General features: G+C 52.2%; 15 protein-coding genes and 1 tRNA gene. 8 read left to right on the top strand and 8 right to left on the bottom strand.

Annotated features, from left to right (window positions below; all coding sequences use genetic code 11):
• Positions 1-253: 253 nt before the first annotated feature.
• Positions 254-928, bottom strand: coding sequence for a hypothetical protein (locus EPA93_RS37610; RefSeq protein ID WP_129892448.1), 675 nt, complete (start codon positions 926-928; stop codon positions 254-256).
• A 492-nt stretch (positions 929-1,420) separates the two neighbouring features.
• A tRNA-Leu gene (locus tag EPA93_RS37605) sits at positions 1,421-1,503 on the bottom strand.
• A 250-nt stretch (positions 1,504-1,753) separates the two neighbouring features.
• Between EPA93_RS37605 and mnmG the strand changes: the two genes are divergently transcribed.
• The 3 genes from mnmG (at position 1,754) to EPA93_RS37590 (ending at position 5,933) form a co-directional block, all read left to right on the top strand.
• Positions 1,754-3,802 (top strand): tRNA uridine-5-carboxymethylaminomethyl(34) synthesis enzyme MnmG, encoded by a 2,049-nt coding sequence (mnmG, locus tag EPA93_RS37600; protein ID WP_242527220.1) that lies wholly within the window; start codon positions 1,754-1,756, stop codon positions 3,800-3,802.
• Between the two features lie 239 nt (positions 3,803-4,041).
• On the top strand, positions 4,042-4,725 hold the full coding sequence (locus EPA93_RS37595) for a response regulator transcription factor (RefSeq protein ID WP_129892447.1): 684 nt from the start codon (positions 4,042-4,044) through the stop codon (positions 4,723-4,725).
• A gap of 8 nt (positions 4,726-4,733) precedes the next feature.
• Entirely contained in the window at positions 4,734-5,933 is a 1,200-nt protein-coding gene (locus EPA93_RS37590) for a sensor histidine kinase (RefSeq protein WP_129892446.1), read from the top strand.
• Between the two features lie 137 nt (positions 5,934-6,070).
• Here the strand turns inward: EPA93_RS37590 and nfi are convergent, their stop codons facing one another.
• The 4 genes from nfi to EPA93_RS37570 all read right to left on the bottom strand — a co-directional run bounded on the left by nfi (position 6,071) and on the right by EPA93_RS37570 (position 9,333).
• Positions 6,071-6,787 (bottom strand): deoxyribonuclease V, encoded by a 717-nt coding sequence (nfi, locus tag EPA93_RS37585; protein WP_165423664.1) that lies wholly within the window; start codon positions 6,785-6,787, stop codon positions 6,071-6,073.
• A 3-nt stretch (positions 6,788-6,790) separates the two neighbouring features.
• Positions 6,791-7,549 carry a class I SAM-dependent DNA methyltransferase gene (locus EPA93_RS37580; protein ID WP_129892445.1) on the bottom strand — a complete coding sequence of 253 codons (759 nt, stop codon included), beginning with the start codon at positions 7,547-7,549 and terminating at the stop codon, positions 6,791-6,793.
• A gap of 96 nt (positions 7,550-7,645) precedes the next feature.
• Complete coding sequence (locus EPA93_RS37575; RefSeq protein ID WP_129892444.1) at positions 7,646-8,437, bottom strand: orotate phosphoribosyltransferase; 792 nt, start codon at positions 8,435-8,437, stop codon at positions 7,646-7,648.
• The gene (locus EPA93_RS37570) at positions 8,434-9,333 is read right to left on the bottom strand and encodes a phosphoribosyltransferase family protein (protein WP_129892443.1); all 900 of its coding nucleotides are present in this window, start codon (positions 9,331-9,333) and stop codon (positions 8,434-8,436) included. The genes EPA93_RS37575 and EPA93_RS37570 overlap by 4 nt, the downstream gene beginning before the upstream one ends.
• A 325-nt stretch (positions 9,334-9,658) precedes the next feature.
• On the opposite strand from EPA93_RS37570, the gene EPA93_RS37565 reads away from it, so the two are divergent.
• The 5 genes from EPA93_RS37565 to EPA93_RS37545 all read left to right on the top strand — a co-directional run bounded on the left by EPA93_RS37565 (position 9,659) and on the right by EPA93_RS37545 (position 14,850).
• Entirely contained in the window at positions 9,659-10,657 is a 999-nt protein-coding gene (locus tag EPA93_RS37565; RefSeq protein ID WP_129892442.1) for an MDR/zinc-dependent alcohol dehydrogenase-like family protein, read from the top strand.
• Positions 10,658-10,870: 213 nt separating this feature from the next.
• Positions 10,871-12,562, top strand: a complete 1,692-nt coding sequence (locus EPA93_RS37560; RefSeq protein ID WP_165423663.1) for an alpha/beta fold hydrolase — start codon at positions 10,871-10,873, stop codon at positions 12,560-12,562.
• A gap of 267 nt (positions 12,563-12,829) precedes the next feature.
• Positions 12,830-13,471, top strand: coding sequence for a TetR/AcrR family transcriptional regulator (locus EPA93_RS37555; protein ID WP_129892440.1), 642 nt, complete (start codon positions 12,830-12,832; stop codon positions 13,469-13,471).
• A gap of 162 nt (positions 13,472-13,633) precedes the next feature.
• The gene (locus EPA93_RS37550; protein WP_129892439.1) at positions 13,634-13,861 is read left to right on the top strand and encodes a hypothetical protein; all 228 of its coding nucleotides are present in this window, start codon (positions 13,634-13,636) and stop codon (positions 13,859-13,861) included.
• A complete protein-coding gene (locus EPA93_RS37545) occupies positions 13,843-14,850 on the top strand; it encodes a macrolide family glycosyltransferase (RefSeq protein WP_129892438.1) in 1,008 nt (335 codons plus the stop codon). Before EPA93_RS37550 ends, EPA93_RS37545 begins: the two co-directional genes overlap by 19 nt.
• An 85-nt stretch (positions 14,851-14,935) precedes the next feature.
• Here EPA93_RS37545 and ppdK read toward each other — a convergent pair whose 3' ends face one another.
• Positions 14,936-17,713 carry a pyruvate, phosphate dikinase gene (gene ppdK / locus EPA93_RS37540; protein ID WP_129892437.1) on the bottom strand — a complete coding sequence of 926 codons (2,778 nt, stop codon included), beginning with the start codon at positions 17,711-17,713 and terminating at the stop codon, positions 14,936-14,938.
• A 313-nt stretch (positions 17,714-18,026) separates the two neighbouring features.
• Positions 18,027-18,581, bottom strand: coding sequence for a HEPN domain-containing protein (locus EPA93_RS37535; protein ID WP_165423662.1), 555 nt, complete (start codon positions 18,579-18,581; stop codon positions 18,027-18,029).
• Between the last annotated feature and the right edge of the window lie 188 nt (positions 18,582-18,769).

The raw sequence follows: 18,769 nt of genomic DNA, 5'->3' as shown, positions 1-18,769 counted from the left end.
GCATAGGTACATTCGCTTCTTTCGCTTCTAAAGAATGCGACATTTTTCTATACGCTTATGATAGTTCGTAGAAACTAAGCAATTTCTGTGTATGAGGCAATTGCTGTGCCAATATGATGGTCAGGGGATTGCTATAAAATAGGAGGTAATTATCTGCAATTATTGTACTTTGATTGGCTATTGCTCAACGAATGAATTAGATACGGCACGCTGTGCATAGGCATGCCGTATCGCGCGGTGCTTATGCTCTGTCCTACTCTGGTAGGCGCGCGAGGATTTGTTTAAGCAAGGTAGTATGCTCTGCCTGGGTAGCTTGCAAACTTGCAAACTTGCTGTCAAGCCCCGCTACCTTGTTGTCCAGTCCTGCCACCTTGCTGTCCAGCCCCACTACCTTGCTATCTAGTCCTGCCACCTTGCTGTCCAGTCCTGCCACCTTACTGTCTAGCCTTGAGATCCTGTTATCCAATCCCGCTACCTTGCTGTCCAGTCCCGCGATTCTGCTGTCCTGTTCATTGAAGCGTTGGCGCATCTCGGTTTGCAGTCCCGCTACCTTACTATCCAGCATCGCTATTTTGTTGTCCTGCTCGCTGAAACGCTGGTGCATCTCGGTTTGCAGTCCCGCTACCTTACTATCCAGCATCGCTATTTTGTTGTCCTGCTCGCTGAAACGCTGGCGCATCTCGGTTTGTAGGCCAACAACTTTACCGTCTAGTTCAGTGTGTTGATTTCTTAGTTCGGCAAGCTGATCATTGGTAAAACGGTCATGGGCTATAAGGGCTTCAAATATTTTATCGTATTTCTCGTTTAGTTTTTCCAGGGTTGCTTTGTTCACTAAGGCACCTATGGCGATAGTTTGCAACTCGATTGTTTTCTTGAGTTGGCCGTGCTCTTGTTCAAGAGCCTGTAACCGTTCTTCAATGGTTGCCATGGCTCGCTTCTCCTTCACTTCTACTTGAAAGTATACCATATCCTGATTTTCTCGTGCTGTGTTTTTGCTAAAAAGTCCTGACCTATGCGGTTAAGACGGTTTATGTTATGCAGCTTTCGTAGTATGGGCTCTGTATGTTGTTCTTGCCATTTGTATAATTTCTCTTTGTTTTCAGCTCATCCTACCAGAGGATCTCTTTTCGCCGGTATCAGTCCCATCTTCTACTTTGCCGTCCTGCTCATTGTAACTCTTTGGCTGCCCATTGCATAGGTACATTCGTCACAAGAAATGCGATAGTTTTCTATGTGCTTATAGCAACTATTAAAAACACAGCAATTGCTGCGCATGAGACAAAATGCTGTGCCAAACAGGAAGTCAGGGGATTGCTATAAAAAGGGGTCAGGAGACTTTACGACAAAATGGGCTTTCCTGAGTTAGCGATGATTGGAAGGGTTTGTCTGAAGTGGCTTGTGAAGGGGCTTCTTGAGTAGGTGGGGCGAGAGGGAGTCGAACCCTCACGACCTTGCGGTCAGGGGATTTTAAGTCCCCGGCGTCTACCATTCCGCCATCGCCCCGGATGGGTTGACATGATAGTATCATGCTCGGGCGCATTAGTCAATCACTTTTTCTGGGATTAGCCTGATTGTAGAGGGCATGGAGAGAGCTCAGCATATGTAGGAGGGCAAAAAGCGCACCCCGGGCCCCACGAAAAGACGAAAAATACTAGTACACGCTCAGTATATTGACGGAGAGGTGTATCTGGGGGATAATACAAATCTGCAGGATAGCAAATCTTCATTTAGCAATTTCAACCAGGGATACGCGATGAATAACAGTGCAGAGAATAACAATTTTCCCCCGGAGCAGATGGTAGGGGGTGTGTATGATGTGATTGTTGTGGGAGCCGGCCACGCGGGCTGCGAGGCGGCGCTGGCCAGTGCACGTATGGGACGTAAGACGTTACTACTTACAATGAATCTTGATAGTGTAGCGCTTATGCCCTGCAATCCTTCGATGGGAGGGCCAGCTAAGGGGCATCTTATTAAGGAGATTGACGCGCTTGGCGGCGAGATTGGGCGCAATACTGATCGCACGTTTATTCAGATTCGCATGCTCAATACAAGCAAAGGTCCGGCCGTACAGGCTTTACGAGCGCAATGCGATAAGCAGGCGTATCGCCTGGCCATGAAGTTCGTTCTGGAAGGACAAGCCAATCTAGATGTAAAACAGACAACGATTGCTGGTCTTACGAGTCAGATCAGGGAGGATGGCCGCCGCTGCGTAACAGGTGTCGTAGCGACCAATGGCTGGCGCTATGAGGCCCGCGCCGTGGTCATGACTACCGGCACCTTTATTAATGGACGGCTAGTGGTTGGCTCGCAGACGCGCCCCGGTGGACGTGCGGGTGAGGGGCCTGCTTTGGGTATCTCTGACTCGCTCCAATCGCTTGGCTTGCAAACGCGCCGTTTTAAGACAGGGACGCCACCGCGCATCGATGCACGTACGATTGACTTCAGCCAGACAGAATTGCAGCCCGGTAGCCGCGTACCGCTCTATTTCTCCAGGGATAAAGCAGCGCACGAAGATGTACAGCTACCTGGCGGGCGCCCAAATCCTATCTATCCCGTCACCGATGAAGATTTGCATGGCTGGCGACCTCAGTTGCCCTGCTACCTGGTACGCACGACCGAGCGGACGCACCAGGTCATTCGTGATAATCTACACCGCTCGCCGCTCTATACAGGCGTGATCGAGGGCATTGGTCCGCGCTACTGCCCCTCTATCGAGGATAAGATTGTACGCTTTGCCGACAAGGGCTCGCACCAGATCTTTCTTGAGCCAGAGGGTTGGCGCACCGGCGAGGTCTATGTGCAGGGTATGAATACGAGCTTGCCCGAGGATGTGCAGTCGGCCATGCTGCGCAGCATCCCCGGCCTGGAACGGGCCGAAATGATGCGCGTTGGCTACGCGGTTGAGTACGATTATGTCCCACCTGAGCAGCTTTCTCCCTCAATGGAAACCAAGCCTGTCGCCGGTCTTTTTCTGGCCGGGCAGATCAATGGTACATCTGGCTACGAGGAAGCGGCCGCCCAGGGCATTATGGCGGGGATCAATGCCGCGCTCTATGCCCGTGGGGAAGAGGCTTTTGTGCTCGGCCGCCACGAGGCCTACATCGGTGTCTTGATCGATGATCTGGTGACGCGTCCACTCAGCGAGCCCTATCGCTTGCACACATCAAGAGCCGAACATCGCCTGCTTCTACGGCCCGAGAGCGCTGATCTGCGCTTGAGCGATCACGCCTATCGCCTGGGGCTGATCGATGAGAAGCGCTATACAGAGGTGATGCACAAGCGCGAGCAGATTCAGCAGACGCTTTCTCAACTTGGCAAGATCGCTTTCACGTCTTCGCGTCTCGTCGAGAAGCATGCTCAGGAAGTGGGCATCAAGCCACTTGGCCAGATGCTTTCCGCGCGCGAATTACTGCGACGTCCCGAAGTGAACTATGAGCAGGTTGCGCAATTAGCGCAGCGTGTGGAGGCGAGTGATACACCGGCGATGGCCACACCTTCTACTCTTCCCATACTAGCCACTGAAGTGGCAGAAGAAGTTGAATTGCAGGTAAAATACGAGAATTATGTTCGCAAGCAAGAACAGATGGTCAAGCGGACTTTGAAGCTAGAAGAGATGCGCATTCCAGAATCGCTTGACTATCAGAATGTGCAACATCTGCGTACTGAAGCTCGCCAGAAGTTAACGCGTACACAGCCAAGAACCGTTGGACAAGCCTCACGAGTGGAGGGAGTGACTCCTGCGGATATTGCCATCCTGATGATATACCTGGAGAAATTACGTGCACTTAAGATATCCTCTTGACATTTACGGCGACATGCGTGTACCATAAACACGCATAGAACTCATAATGTATCGATACGATATAGAACTAGAATCATACGTCACCCCCCACGTATGTAACTGGTTCTCCTATGCATATATAATATGGAAGTCAATATGCCCTTTGCAGGCGCTACTGTTACTATCCTGGCCCAGGTGCTACGATGGGAGTATCTACCATGGTATACAGCAACCTGAAATTTTAAGAAGAGGGGAAAACTGTGTACATCCTTGTCGTCGATGATGACCACTTTGCGAACACACTGGTGCAGTTTGTCCTCAGTAAGGAAGGCTACGAGGTCGAGACTGCAGATAATCCACGTGGTGCTATGCAGATGATCCAGAAGCGTGAGCCAGACCTGCTGATCCTCGACGTGACGATGCCCTATATTAATGGCTTCGATTTTTCGGCAAAGTTGCGTGCTGAAGGCTATGAAATCCCACTCATATTTATGACAGCTCGGGATACCATTGATGCAAAGTTGCAGGGATTTAATATCGGAGCTGATGACTATATTTGTAAGCCCTACAACCATCAAGAACTTGTGGCGCGCGTCCAGGCGGTGATGCGCCGCATCAAGAAGAATAGCAAGGTGGGAAGCCAGAGTATACGTGGAGGACAGGTGGAACTCTTCCCGGCAGAGCTGAAGGTGGTAATTGGCGGTCGATCTACTGTAGCTCTCACTCCTACTGAGGTGCATGTGCTGCGCGTTCTGATGAACAGCTGTGGGCAGGTGGTAAAGCGTGACCGATTACTGGCGGAGGTTTGGAATGAGAATGAGAATAATAGCAATATCGTAGATGTGTATATTCGTCGCTTACGCCAAAAACTGGAGGCCAATGCGCAAAAACCTCAACATATAGTATCTGTACGAGGTGTAGGTTATAAATTTGTTGGAAAGTAGGGGAAAGGGTGCGGAAACGCGTTTCTAAGCAAATAAAAGATGAGCCAGCTATACAATATGTCCCCGTTGGTGATAAATCCGCTGAGGAAGATCTTGCTGAACCAGAGGGCAAGGCTGCCTCGCTGGAAGAGCACTCTCACCTGGATGCACTGATCGCGCAGACCTCGGATGCCATGATCGTTCTCGATGAGCATTTTCATGTCCTTGAGTTGAATCCTGCCGCTATTTCAACGCTCAACTGGTCTCCACAAGAGGCTCTCGGGCGTCGCTGTACCGAGGTGCTGCGCTGTCAGAATTTGAACCGCCTGGAGCTCTGCGGTACTTCCAGCTGCCCTCTGCTGCGGGCTTTGCAGCAACAAAAGCCATTGCCCCATGAAGAGCTGCTCATTGGTACGCGCCCGGGCCATGTATGCGAGGTCTCGACGAGCATCACGCCTATAAAGAGCGCAGGTACCAGCCAGGCAGTTTTTATGGCTCGCGATATGTCTGCGCTACAGGTGGCTAATCGTGTACGCTCGAATTTCGTTTCTATGGTCTCACATGAGCTGCGCACTCCGCTCAATTCGGTGCATGGCTTTGTGGATCTGCTTCTGCAGGGCCATATGGGTGAGCTTACCGAGGATCAGCGCACATATCTTGGCTATACGCAGGAAGGCGTACAACAATTGATCTCGATTGTGGAAGATATTCTCTTTATGACGCGCTCAGACCTGGGACAATTTGAGATCAAGCAGCAGGAAATACACTTCCTTAACCTGGTCAATCAGGTGATCTATAGTCTGAAGCCCCAGGCTCTCAAGGCTGAGGTTGTAATTTGTCATGATATGCCAGAAGATGCGCCGCCTATTTATGCCGATCCCCAGCGCGTCAAGCAGGTGCTCAATAATCTTGTCACTAACGCCATCAAGTTTACACCTCCCAGCGGGACGGTGACGGTGAGCACACGCCGCCATGATGAGCATTTTCAGATGATCTCGGTCACCGATACTGGCTACGGCATTCCACCCGAGGATTGTCAGCATATTTTTGAGCGTTTCTATCAGTCCAACCATTGTCAGCAGTCCAAGATGGGCGGCTATGGTCTGGGTTTATCTATCGCCAAGCTGATCGTTGAGCAGCATGGCGGCACCATTGGCTTTGATACGATCCTGAATAAGGGGACAACTTTTTATTTTACGCTGCCTCTCTACTCTGGCCAAGATCTGTAAGCCTGGCCCAGAAGAGGGCTTATGATCTGTTCGCTGGCAATTCCTTCTTTACAGAGAGGGATGAAGAATAGGGCGAGGTCGGGATTGCTCACCCCGACCTCTCTACAGCTCAGCATGGACTGCTTATGCCAGGTGCGCTATTCCCATAACGTTGGCGGCTTCTCTTGCTCATCTGTCTCAACCCAGGCCTTATCTTTGGAGAGCTTATCGGCCTGGCGCGTTGGCTCCGGCAGGCGGTAGCCCTTGCTGCAAGCCAGCACATAGCGCACGCTGGTCTCCAGGCTGATCAGATGGCCAACTGAGATATACATTGGATTGACGCGCGTACGTGTGCGCACGACAGCGCCGATTACTTCATGTCGATTGATCAGCGGTACCCAGGAACCGGCCTCTTCTCCCAGGGCATCTTTATCATACTTGCCAACCAGGATAGATTTAGCGCAGCCAATCGTGGGGATGTTGAGCCAGAGCCCAAGGTGAGAGGCAATTCCTATCCGCCGCGGATGAGCAATCCCTTGCCCATCGACCATCACCAGATCGGGCTGCTGCTTCAAACGCGCGACAGCTCCCAGGACACATGGCGCTTCACGGAACGAGAGCAGGCCTGGAATATAGGGCATACGCAAGGGCTCTTCATAGATATGGCGCTCGACAATCTCCATCTCTGGATACTTGAGCAACACAACGGCAGCCTGGGCCGTTTCATGCTCCTCGTTGATGGCCATATCTACCCCTGCTACATGCTGCACTTCGCCCAGCCGATCTTCGCGTACTATGCGCTGGGCCAGTTCGCGCTGTAAGGCAATGGCTTCCGGTTGCGTCAGGTTCCATTCGTGTAATGGTGTAATTGGCATAATCTACTTCGCTTCTGCAATACAAATCAGGCGAGGGCTCTCAAGCTGGTATGGGCCAAGCTCATAGTCGCCATAGGTATCTTTGACGACAAAGCCAGCTCGTTCCAGAAGGAGCTCTATTTCATTGCGCTCAAAAAGATAAAGATAGGTAGTGACCACTGTGCGCTGTACGGGACCACTCTGTTTGTACTGATCATAGAAATGGGTTAGCTCTAGCAAGTGTCGATCCGAGGCTGAGACCGGGCTGACAAAGTGTGAGACCAGGCTTTCATCAGGGCATTTCCAGGTTCCCTGGTGCAACATCTGGCCGCTGAGCTCTTCCATATAACGGGCATCGGCGTTACTGATATCGATGATAAAGGTGCCGCCGGTGTTAAGATGCGCTCGTATTGCGCTCAGCGCCTGCGCTTGTGCCGCACGCGTGGTAATGTGGGAAAAGGAACCAAGGGCGACGAAGGCCAGGCGGAACTTCTGCCCCAATTGCATGGTGCCGATATCTTGCTGTACAAGCGTGCAACGCTGCTCCAAGCCAGCTTCAGCTAAGCGTTGCCGGGCCAGATCAAGCATGCGGGCGGATGTATCAACTCCGGTAAGCTCGTAGCCTTCGCGCGCTAAAGGGAGAAGTGCGCGCCCACTTCCACAGGCCAGTTCCAGGACCTTACCACCGCATATCTCAGCAAAATTCTGATAGAGATCCAGGTCTTCACTAAAACGTGCATGCTCAATATCGTAAAAAGGCGCGATTAAATCGTATTCATTCATCTCTAGCAATCTTTTCTGCGGGCATATAAGATATTTGCTATGATACTTTCCTGCTGCCCTTTACGCAAGCCCTGGCTGCTACAAGTCCTGCTCAGGCTATTCGCGCTGAGGAAGCCAGTCCTTGTAATAGTTAAGCCAGCAATTGGCCTCGGGATCGCGATAAAATGCCAGCAATTGGGCAAAACCCTCTTCATCAATCAGGCGCCTGGCAAAAGCACCGGCCAGGATGAAGGGATAGCTGGTCAGGGTGCGCACTGTATAGCCACGCAGTAATGTTCGCATAGAGGGAAAGTTCCAGTTCACGATACTTTGTATGCCTGCTATCTGGAGATCAGTCTCCTTTTTTAGCGCGTTGATTACCTTGAGCGTGCTTTCTCCGCTGACCAGGGCATCCTCAACGATTACGGCTCGTTTGCCTCCCGTGGGCATACATTCTACAAGCCGCTCATGGCTCATCCCTTTTGCCGCAGTCCGTACATAGGCCAGAGGCTGATTAAGGCGCTCAGCCAGGCTCTTGGCCCAGGGAATGCCAGCATTGGCAACGCCTACAATATAATCGACCTCGGGAAAGCTGGCAAGCACAGCTTTTACCAGGGCACGGTCAATCAGGCGCCGGCACGCGGGAAAGCCATTCACAACGCGACAATTGCAGCCGCAGGGAGCGATGATGCCACACTTCCAGTGAAACCACTCTTCAGGAGGGCGCCCTACAGCCACGCTATATGCCCGAGCTTGCAGCAGGGCCTCGGCCACCGCGCTGGCCCGAGGTCGGTACACGATAGGGCTTACTTCGTTTATGGCTTCCTTAAGCATTTTGCGCAGGCCGACGCTCAAGTGCGGCCCGCTGGCTTTACTATGCTCAGTCATGGAATGATCTGCAAGAATCATGAATATAAGAGACGTCTTTTTTGCAGCTCCGCATGCAAGATCTGAAAGCTTTCCCGATACATATCCATATAACAATAACCATCCTCAAGAATCGTGCGATAGAGCTTCTTACAGAAGGCATCGGTCATGCCCTTTAGAAATTCAGGTAAAGCCGAACGATTGCTGGTACTGAGGATAAATTTGCAGATGCGCACATTGAAGAAAAAATCAGGCCTGCCGATAACCTCAGTGACCTCGGCCAGGGTCCTGATGCTGGCATGATTGAGCTGATCTTCAATTTGTGGATTTGCGGCAGCTACCTGGGAATTCATACATTCGATAACATAGAGAAAGGTGAGCGTATGTAAATCTAACGACCTCGCCTGAGACATAACGCACTTTTGATGGGCTCCCGTCACTTTGATGTCATCGATAACAACCAGGTCGGCGCCCGCCAGGCGCGTAGCTTCAAAAGAGAGATAATTGCCCTGCATCAGCTTTGTGCGCCGGGCCGCCGAGAGTAATCCGTAATCTCCCGGATAGAGCGTGCTCCGCCCAATTTTGCTTAACGAAGCTGGAGAGCTATCCGACCACTTTCGCCTGCTATTGAGCCGCTGCAGAAAGGCTTGCGCAATACATAGCGAACTGGGCGGAATCGTTCTGTAAGGAGAGGAGGCAACAATCAGGCGGGGAGAGAGGACAAGATCAGAGAAATGTTGCCGAAAGGCTTCTTCCAATTCTTGCGCATAAGCTTCTCCGGCTTGCCCCGCGCCATACTTATATTGGCTATATTGAATGGGTGAAAAAGTCTGGGGACTGTTTATACTTTCATAGCTATCGGCGGTTCCGTGGAGTTGATACAATGACATTGTTGCTATAGAAATTTGCAATACCACGCGTTCTGCCCTACCTTCCAAAATATACTTGAGCTTTCCTTAAAAGAGACAAAAATATACTCTAACAGAAATGGATGCATAAAATGTTCTATCAGTTAGGATAGCTTCCAGTCTCATGCATGTCAATACGCAATTCTTATATGGACAAGATTAAGTATCTATTGACGTTTTAGCGGCTAAATGTTGCAAAAAGAGGATGTTTGGCTTCCTGTGAGCATGCCAGGGACAAGCAGGCTTCAAGGTGAGGGTCTAGTTTTGACGGACCCTACATAGCCAGGCAGTGGACATGCTATACTGTGCATGCACACAGCAAAATTTCGTTGAGCATAGAGAAGAGGAAACCTTGATGCGTGCATTGGTATTCAAAGATGCAAACCTTACACTTGAGCGCGACTACCCGCTGCCGACGCCCGCCGCTGGCGAGGCCTTGATCCGTGTCCTGAGGGCGGGAATCTGCAATACCGACCTTGAGATTGTGCGCGGCTACCTCGGCTTTCAAGGCGTGCTGGGCCATGAATTTGTCGGCGTGGTCGAAGAAATTTATGGAGACGATGCGGCCAAACGCTACGCACACTTGAAAGGGCAGCGCGTTACCGGCGATATCAATGCGGCCTGCTACCAGGCGGACTGCGCCTATTGCCAGCGCGGTATGACTACGCATTGTCCCCAACGTACCACGCTGGGAATTGTTGGGCGCGACGGGGCCTTCGCCGACTATCTGATGCTGCCGGTAGAAAATCTGTACCCCGTGGACGCTGCTATTAGCAATGAGGAGGCGGTGTTTGTAGAGCCGCTGGCCGCTAACTTTGAGATTTTTGAGCAAGTACACATCAAGCCAACTGATAGTATCGCTATTCTTGGCGATGGCAAGATGGGTCAGCTGGCAGCCCAGGTGCTTACGCTGAGCGGCTGCGAGGTGCTGATGATCGGCAAACACGAGGATAAGCTGGATCTGGCGGCCCAACGTGGCGTTCGTCCCCATGTCCTTAAAGATGCGCAGAGCTTCGCGTTGGCAGGAGGGCGACGGGTTGATGTAGTGGTAGAATGCACAGGGACGGCTCAGGGATTGGAGATGGCTATGCGCCTGACGCGTCCGCGTGGGACGCTGGTCTTAAAAAGTACTGTTGCCGATAAGAGTACGCTGGACCTGGCTCCGATTGTTATCGACGAGATTCGTGTCCAGGGATCGCGTTGCGGCCCCTTTGCTCCGGCGTTGCGTGCGTTGAGCCTGAAAACTGTAGACGTTTTGCCTTTAATCAGTGCGAGCTATACGCTAGACGATGGCCTCGCAGCTTTTGAGAAGGCCAGCCAGCGTGGAATACTTAAAGTACAGGTCGACATCTAAAAATCTAACCTGGCTAAATACAGCTTATATCCATAAACAATCTTATACGCTCAATGGTGTAGAATAGCCTTTACTTATTCGGGCATGCTTTACGCATGGCCAAACATGCATGCATTGACATAGTATCGGCAATAGGCTATTTTGAGAGGGGATAGAATGGGAGTAAGTAGGAGGTAATTGCCAGCAAGACACTGTACGGAAAGGTGGCTACCCTTGGCAGACAATACGCATGAGGATCGGCAGGCATCCCAGAGCAAGTACGACCCGCCTTACTATGAGTACTCTTCGCTACAGCGTCCTCCAACTCCCCCAACGCCAGGCTCTTTATCAACGTCGTTTCCAGGCAAGGGGAAGCGCAAAAAGATACTCCTCTTCACACTGGCCGCCGCAGGCATCGTCCTTGTGCTAACGCTGCTTATTGGGCCTTACCTGAGTCATCTGTTCTCGCCCCATCCATCTACCGTAGCCAGAAAGCCACCAACAGATGCCAGCTTCCAGAAGGCCTCCTGTCCCTTCAAGCTCGGCGATGGCATTCGAGAGGGCAAAACGGTTACTTGCGGCTATTTAATTGTACCAGAGAATCGCAGCAAACCTAAGGGCGCAAAGGTGCGCCTGGCCGTGGCTATCTTCAAAGCCCAGAATAGCCAGAAAGATGACCATCCGGTTATCCGCCTTGAGGGTGGTCCTGGCGGCCCATCGCTTGATAATTGGGCCCATTATATTACGCTTTCGCAATATTCCTCGTTCGTCTTCCACCACGATCTGATCATGTTTGATCAGCGCGGGACTGGCTACTCTACTCCTTCGCTCAAATGTCCTGAGCTACAACAGCTCCAATTCGCTACACTTGACAAATTTTTGAGTCCTGATGCCTCCAAACATTTAACTCTGCAGGCAGTTAGCGCATGCCGGGACCGCCTGCTACACTCTGGCGTTGATCTGAATTCGTTCAACGTCCTGGAAAATGCTGCCGATGTGCGGGATCTTATCCTGGCTCTGGGCTACCAGCAAGCCAATCTGTATGGAGTTTCGTATGGTACCAGGTTGGCCCTCACTGTTATGCGGCTCTTCCCTACAGTTCTGCGCAGCGTTGTGCTTGATTCGACGTATCCGCCCCAAAAGAACCGCGATAGCTTACCAGCAGGCGGCCAACGAGCCTTCAATGTGTTGTTCCAGGGATGCGCCGATGATAGCTATTGTAATAAGCACTACCCGCAACTTGACAATGTGTTTTACCAGCTCGTTACAGATCTCAATGCTAATCCGGCTCACTTCCAGACTGTCGATTATCAATCGGGGAAAAGCTATAATGTGGTTATGGCCGGAGACGATTTTGTCTTTCTGCTCTTCTCAGCGCTCTATGTGACCCAATATATCCCTGATCTCCCACGCATGATCTTTGAAGTGCGCGACCATGACTATACGACATTGGCGCAAATGTTTGGCAATCTTGAGTTCGATGATACGTTCAGCGATGGCATGTTTTATTCCGATGAGTGCAGCGAGGATTGGGATTTCCTGGGCCAGAAGGACATTTCTCAAGCTATGCAAGGCATCAGGCCGCAGATTCAGCGCTCCTTTCAAAACGATCTGCAGCAAGAATACGAGACCTGTCGGCTCTGGAATGTGCAGCCAGTCCCTAAAGCGCAGAAACTGGCAGTGGTTAGCGATATTCCTACTTTGATTATCGCTGACGAATACGATCCGATTACGCCGCCCGAGAATGGAAGATTGGTAGCACAGACGCTTAAGAACAGCTACTACTTCTCCCTTTCCGGCCTTGGCCACGGCGCACAGTATAATTCCTCGTGCGCGGATGGCATTATCTCGGCATTTGAGGATAAGCCAACGCAGATGCCAACCTATGCCTGTGTATCAAGTATGAGAGAGCCAGCGTTTGTATAGAGAGCTCTCAAGGCACTTTATTCTCTCCAATCCGCCAACTTCTCCCTTTCTCAAGGATAGGCTCCATTGAGAAAGGGGAAAAGATGCGCATCCAGGCAGTTGCGTCCCCTCTGCCTGCCTCTATGCGTTCTCGGTAAAAGCCTGCTGCAGCGCGGGAACGGTCCTCTGGCCTTTAGCATGCTCTCTGTCCTTATCAGCACTTGACACCAATGTCACAAAAAGCTATACTTATCAATGAATGAAATTTTCATTTAATGGGAGGTGGACATGCCCCGAACGCCCGAAGCGAATCAACGTATACGCGAAGCGCAGCGCGCGAAGATTCTTGATAGCGCGCGCCGAGTTTTTGCCCGCAAAGGCATGGAGGCAACCATTGCCGATATCGCCGCCGATGCACAGATCAGCATGGGGCTAGCTTATCGCTATTTTGCCGACAAGGAGGCCATCTTTGCGGCTCTGGTGCAACAGACCCTCTCAGATGGTCCAAGCATGACCCAAAAACTTTTGCAGGTGCCTGGAACGCCTGGCCAGCGCCTGGCCACCTTGATTTCGCACATAGTGGCAGCGCGAGGGCGTCCTGAAACGCTTGAAGTCTATCAACTCCTCAATCATGCGCTCTACGCCGGAGCCATGCCTGATGATATGCGCGAACGGCTTGGCAAACATTATCAGATGCTGCTGGAGACGATGAAGCAACTCATTATCGAGGGTCAGGCAAGTGGAGAAGTCGCGCCAGGTGATCCAGATCAGCTTGTAGCAATTATGGGGGCCTTCCTCGATGGTTTAACGCGCTGGGCCGTACAAGATCCAGAGCAATTCAATACCTATGTTCCCGATGCCGAGATTATCCTGCGGCTTTTCAAGCCCTGCGCTGAGGAAAAGAGCTCTTCAGAGCGCTTATCCTCCTGAGCTATGGATTTGCCTTCTCCCAGGTAGATAGCTCTATTATTGGTATAACATTTCTATGTCCAGATATATTGTTGTGCTTACTTTCCCATAGCTAAGGAGATTCGTACATAACTATATTCTAAAATTAGCATTGCCCTATAAACACGAAGGAGAAAATGCAACGTGACAATATATGCAGTATTGACAGTGCCCGGCTACGGACACGTCAATCCCACGCTGGCCCTGGCCGAGGAGCTTATCGCGCGCGGTGAGCAAGTCATCTATTATCTTCCCGAGGAGTTTCGCGCGTCAGTCGAGGCGACCGGAGCTATCTTTCGCCCTTATGAGAGCGAGGCCTGGACGAAATTTCTCCCCGCCTGGCTACTACTGTCATGGGGAAGACTGATATAGCGAACCGTCTTAACACAATGGCCAGGCTGGCAACCGAAGGCATCCATGAGATACCCCCGCTCATTGAGCAAATGCTTGCCGACAAGATCGCTTGCGTCCTTTACGATCGCTCCTTTATCCCCGGGGTCTTTGCGAGCAAGGTGCTGCACTTGCCAGCCATACAGCTCAATCCAAGCTTTGCGATGAATGAGCAAAGCTTCAGGATGATGGCTAGCCGAGCGACAGAAGACAGTCGCCCCTCTCCGCAATTGTGGGCCGCCCTCGATGAGGATCTAGGCCGCGAGTGTGAGGCCTATAATTTGCCTCGTCTTTCATTTCGTGAGCTTATGGCAAGTCAGGCAAATTTGCATATTGTGTTTGTGCCCCGCGCTTTTCAGCCGGCAAGCGAGACGTTTGACGAGCACTACGTGTTTATTGGGCCCTCGCTCCCGGCCCTGCGCAAAGATAGTGCTGAGCTTCCAGCGCAATGGCGCAAGCCAGGCCCTCTGCTCTACATTTCGCTTGGGACTGCCTTCAACGATTGGAGCGATTTCTATCGTATGTGCTTTGAAGCCTTTGCCCAGAGCGAGTGGCAGGTAGTCCTTTCCTTTGGGAGACGCATTGATCCCGCAGACCTCCCTGAGCCGCCGGCCAACTTCCTGCTTGCGCCCCACGTCCCACAGCTGGAAGTACTCGCGCAGGCTGATCTCTTTATCAGTCACGGTGGCATGAACAGCACTATGGAGAGTCTCTGGTTTGGCGTGCCGCTCGTTGTGGTTCCCCAGATGGTTGAGCAAGAGATGAATGCTCGTCGCGTGCAGGAGCTTGGCCTGGGTCTTATGCTGGAGAAGGAGACTCTGACTCCAGAAAAGTTGCAGGCTGCGGTTGCGCAGATGGCCAAGGATACTAGTTTCCCGGCCCGTGTGCAAGAGATGCAGCAGGCCATGCGCCAGGCCGGCGGAGCTCAGCGCGCGGCCGAGGAGATCATGCACTACGTCAAGAAAGCCTAGCTACAGGCAATTTTCTCGCGGTCGAGCCAGCCGCGCAAAAAAACGGGCACCTCTTAGCCAGAGGTGCCCTTACATGAAGAGAGATCTACTTGTCCTTTTCAACCTGGGTCAGAGCTGCCTGAGCAGCAGCCAGGCGTGCGACAGGTACACGGAAGGGCGAGCAGCTCACATAGTTCAGACCCACGATGTGGCAGAACTCGATACTGTCAGGATCGCCACCATGCTCACCACAGATACCCAGTTCGATATCCGGGTTGGTCTTGCGACCCTTCTCTACGCCCATACGCACCAGCTGGCCCACGCCCTCGCGATCCAGGGTCTGGAAGGGATTGATAGGCAGAACCTTGACCTTATCCTTCAGGCCCGGCTCCTCAAGTCCGTCGACATATTTGAGCAAGAACTTGCCCTCAGCATCGTCGCGGCTAAAGCCAAAGGTTGTCTGAGTCAGGTCATTGGTGCCAAAGCTGAAGAAGTCGGAGACCTCAGCGATCTGATCGGCGGTAAGGGCCGCGCGTGGCAGCTCGATCATCGTCCCGAACTTGTACTCGATAGCTCCTGACTCGCCGGCAATCTCTTTCGCCACGCCCTCAAGCTGGCGGCGAACCTCTTTCAGCTCATTCACATGACCAACGAGCGGGATCATGATCTTAGGCTGCAGCTTCTTGCCCTCTTTGGCCAGCTCGGAAGCGGCTTCCAGGATGGCTCGCGTCTGCATGACGTTGATCTCGGGGAAGAGCAAGCCAAGGCGGCAGCCGCGCAGGCCCAGCATGGGGTTCATCTCGCGCATGGCCCCGACAGCATCGAGCATGGCCCGCTTCTCGTTTAGCTCTTCCTCGTGGCCGCCCTGGGTCTCCAGGCGCGTTACCTCAACCAGCAGATCCTCATAAGAAGGCAGGAACTCGTGCAGCGGCGGATCAATCAGACGAATAACGACAGGATAGCCCTCGCCGCTCTCTGGATTGACCATGGCTTCAAAGATGCCCTTGAAGTCGCTACGCTGGAACGGCAGAAGCTGATCAAGGGCGGCCTGGCGCTCCTCTTTGGACTTGGCAAGGATCATCTTTTGCACGATGGGCAAGCGCTCCTGCTCCATGAACATATGCTCGGTACGGCAGAGGCCAATGCCCTCGGCGCCAAATGTGATGGCGCGGCGTGCATCGCGCGGATAGTCAGCGTTGGCCCAGACGCCGAGCTTGCGGTACTTATCGGCCCAGCCCAGCAGCTTCTTCAGGTCAACCTCTTTGTCGTAGTCGGCATCCACTGTCTTAATAATGCCGGCGAAGACTTCGCCAGTTGCCCCATCAATGGAAATATCGTCGCCCTCGTGAATGACGATATCAGAGCCAACCACGCGGAAGAGATGCTCTTCTTCATTAACGCGAATTTCTTCACAGCCAGCCACACAGGGCAAGCCCAGGCCACGCGCTACCACAGCGGCATGGCTGGTCGCGCCACCGCGTGCGGTTAGAATGCCCTTGGCCACGAGCATGCCATGCACATCATCAGGACTGGTCTCGGGTCGCACAAGCACGACAGGTGTGCCGGCCTTGCCCAGCTCTTCAGCGCGAGTAGCATCAAAGATAGCCTTACCATAAGCAGCGCCAGGAGAGGCGTTCAGGCCCTTGGCTAGCAAGTGACCTTCGCCTTTGGCCCTCTTTTTCTCCTCTTCGTCGAAGCGCGGGAGAAGCAACTGATAGACCTGAGTAGGATCAACGCGCTTGACAGCCTCTTCCTCGTTAATCACACCCTCTTCGACCATATCGACAGCAACCTTAACGGCTGCCTGCGCATTACGCTTGGCCGAGCGGGTCTGCAACATGTAAAGGCGACCCTTCTCAACAGTAAATTCCAGGTCCTGCATGTCATGATAATGCTGCTCCAGGCGCTTAGCAATCTCCTGGAACTGCTCAAAGACGTGCGGCAGATCTTCCTTCAAGCGGCTGATCTTGGAGGGTGTGCGGATACCTGCCACTACGTCCTCACCCTGGGCATTGAGGAGGTATTCGCCATAGAGCTCCTTTTCGCCGGTGCTCGGATTACGGGTAAAGGCCACACCGGTGCCGCTATCATTGCCCATATTGCCAAAGGCCATGGTCTGTACGTTCACGGCGGTGCCCAGGCTATGCGGGATCTTGTTAAAGTTGCGATAGTCGATGGCGCGCTTGTTATTCCAGGAGGAGAAAACAGCCTCAATCGCCTTATGCAACTGCTGATAGACGTCGGTAGGGAAAGGCTCGCCCGACTGGCGCTCGGCGATCTGCTTGAACTCGGCGACGATCTTCTTGAGATCTGAGGCCGGGATCTCGGCATCGCTCTTCACATTCGCGCGCTCTTTATACTGATCCAGCACGTTCTCGAAATCACGTGGATCGGTATCGAGCACGATCTTACTAAACATCTGGATAAAGCGACGATAGGCATCGTAAGCAAAACGTTCATTGCCTGTCAACTCGACAAGGCCCAGAACCGTCTCGTCGTTAATACCAAGGTTGAGGACTGTATCCATCATACCGGGCATGGAGAATTTCGCCCCGGAACGCACGGAAACGAGTAGAGGGTTTTCCTTCTTGCCAAAGCCCTTGCCAGTCTGCTCTTCTACAATCTTTAGCGCGGCCAGTACCTGCTCCCAGGTACCATCTGGAAACTGCTTATTTGCATCATAGTAGGCATTGCACGCTTCGGTCGTAATGGTAAAACCAGGAGGGACAGGTAATCCAGCATTGGTCATTTCCGCAACACCTGCTCCCTTGCCGCCGAGCAGGTCGCGCATTTTGGCATTGCCTTCATGGAAGAGATATACCCATTTGCGGGGTGATTTTTTAACAGCTTCATCCAATGCCGTTTGGGTGATTTGCTGTGTCATTAAACATTTCCTCCAACTTATACTTCTCTGGTCCGGGTCTGTGGGGTTTCCTTCTGGCGAGAGATACCAAAGAAATTACCAGATAAATGGTACTCCCTGGCGGAATTGCGCAATTAAACGAAGCTTCCCCGAACCCGGTCATTTCCCACACTTTAGAACTTCCCTATAGCTCTTGCCAGGCTTACCGTCCATAGCTGGACCTCTCATAACAAGAGCGAACTCCCTGGCAAAAACACTGCTTTGCAGCTCTCATAGAGAGGGCTACAAAACGTCTGGCGATCCCTACATAAGGACTTTTTTTAATAAATAGCCATTACATACGCAATACAATATTTTTCGCCCAACGCAGCACTTTTTTCGCGCTCTGTATGTAGCTGCTGGCTTGTTCCGCGCTGATCATTTCATCAGCTTCTTCGGGAGGAGTTTCCGCGTAGAAGGCTTCGGGATGAAATGGGGTTAAAATAGCCATCTCATCTTGAATATCTGCTGGAGCTCCGACCGCGGCCCCTAACATGCGTAGATCATGGTCATACATGGAACGACGGCCAAACCGCAGCAAGCTAACTGCTTGTGCTGCCTTCTCTGCTACTTGATTGCAATAATCCGCACAGGCAAAATGCCGGCCTAAATTGAGCTCTAACCCCGCAGTCGCCATATCTTGTGCCGCTTCTGCAAAGAGTCCCAACGCACCCTGCACATCGCTGTCCAAGGGAACATCTACGTTCTCGTCAGCATCTTCGTCTAATGATCTCTCCGGGCTTGTCCTTGACAATTGCTGTTCCTGATGAAGAGTCATGCCCTGGGAGAGTATTTGCTCCAATTCATCATCACGCTTCTCGTGAGCCATTTCGTCGTGTAAATAGGACATGTTGTCTGATCCTTGTTTTGTGACTAAAGTGGGCACAACACCTTGCATTCCGCGTAGCATATGGGCCATTATGCACATAGTATGCCTAAGCGGTGTACTGTGTCAATGTTGCTAATTTCAGTACCATCCGGCGGGTCAGAACGGAGAGTGGCGCTTACAGCCTCCAGAGGGAAAGTATACTCGCGAAA

It is taken from the genome of Ktedonosporobacter rubrisoli (assembly GCF_004208415.1).
Lineage (GTDB): Bacteria > Chloroflexota > Ktedonobacteria > Ktedonobacterales > Ktedonobacteraceae > Ktedonosporobacter > Ktedonosporobacter rubrisoli.
Note: the sequence above shows the minus strand (reverse complement) of the source record. Positions and strands in the feature narration are given on the sequence as shown.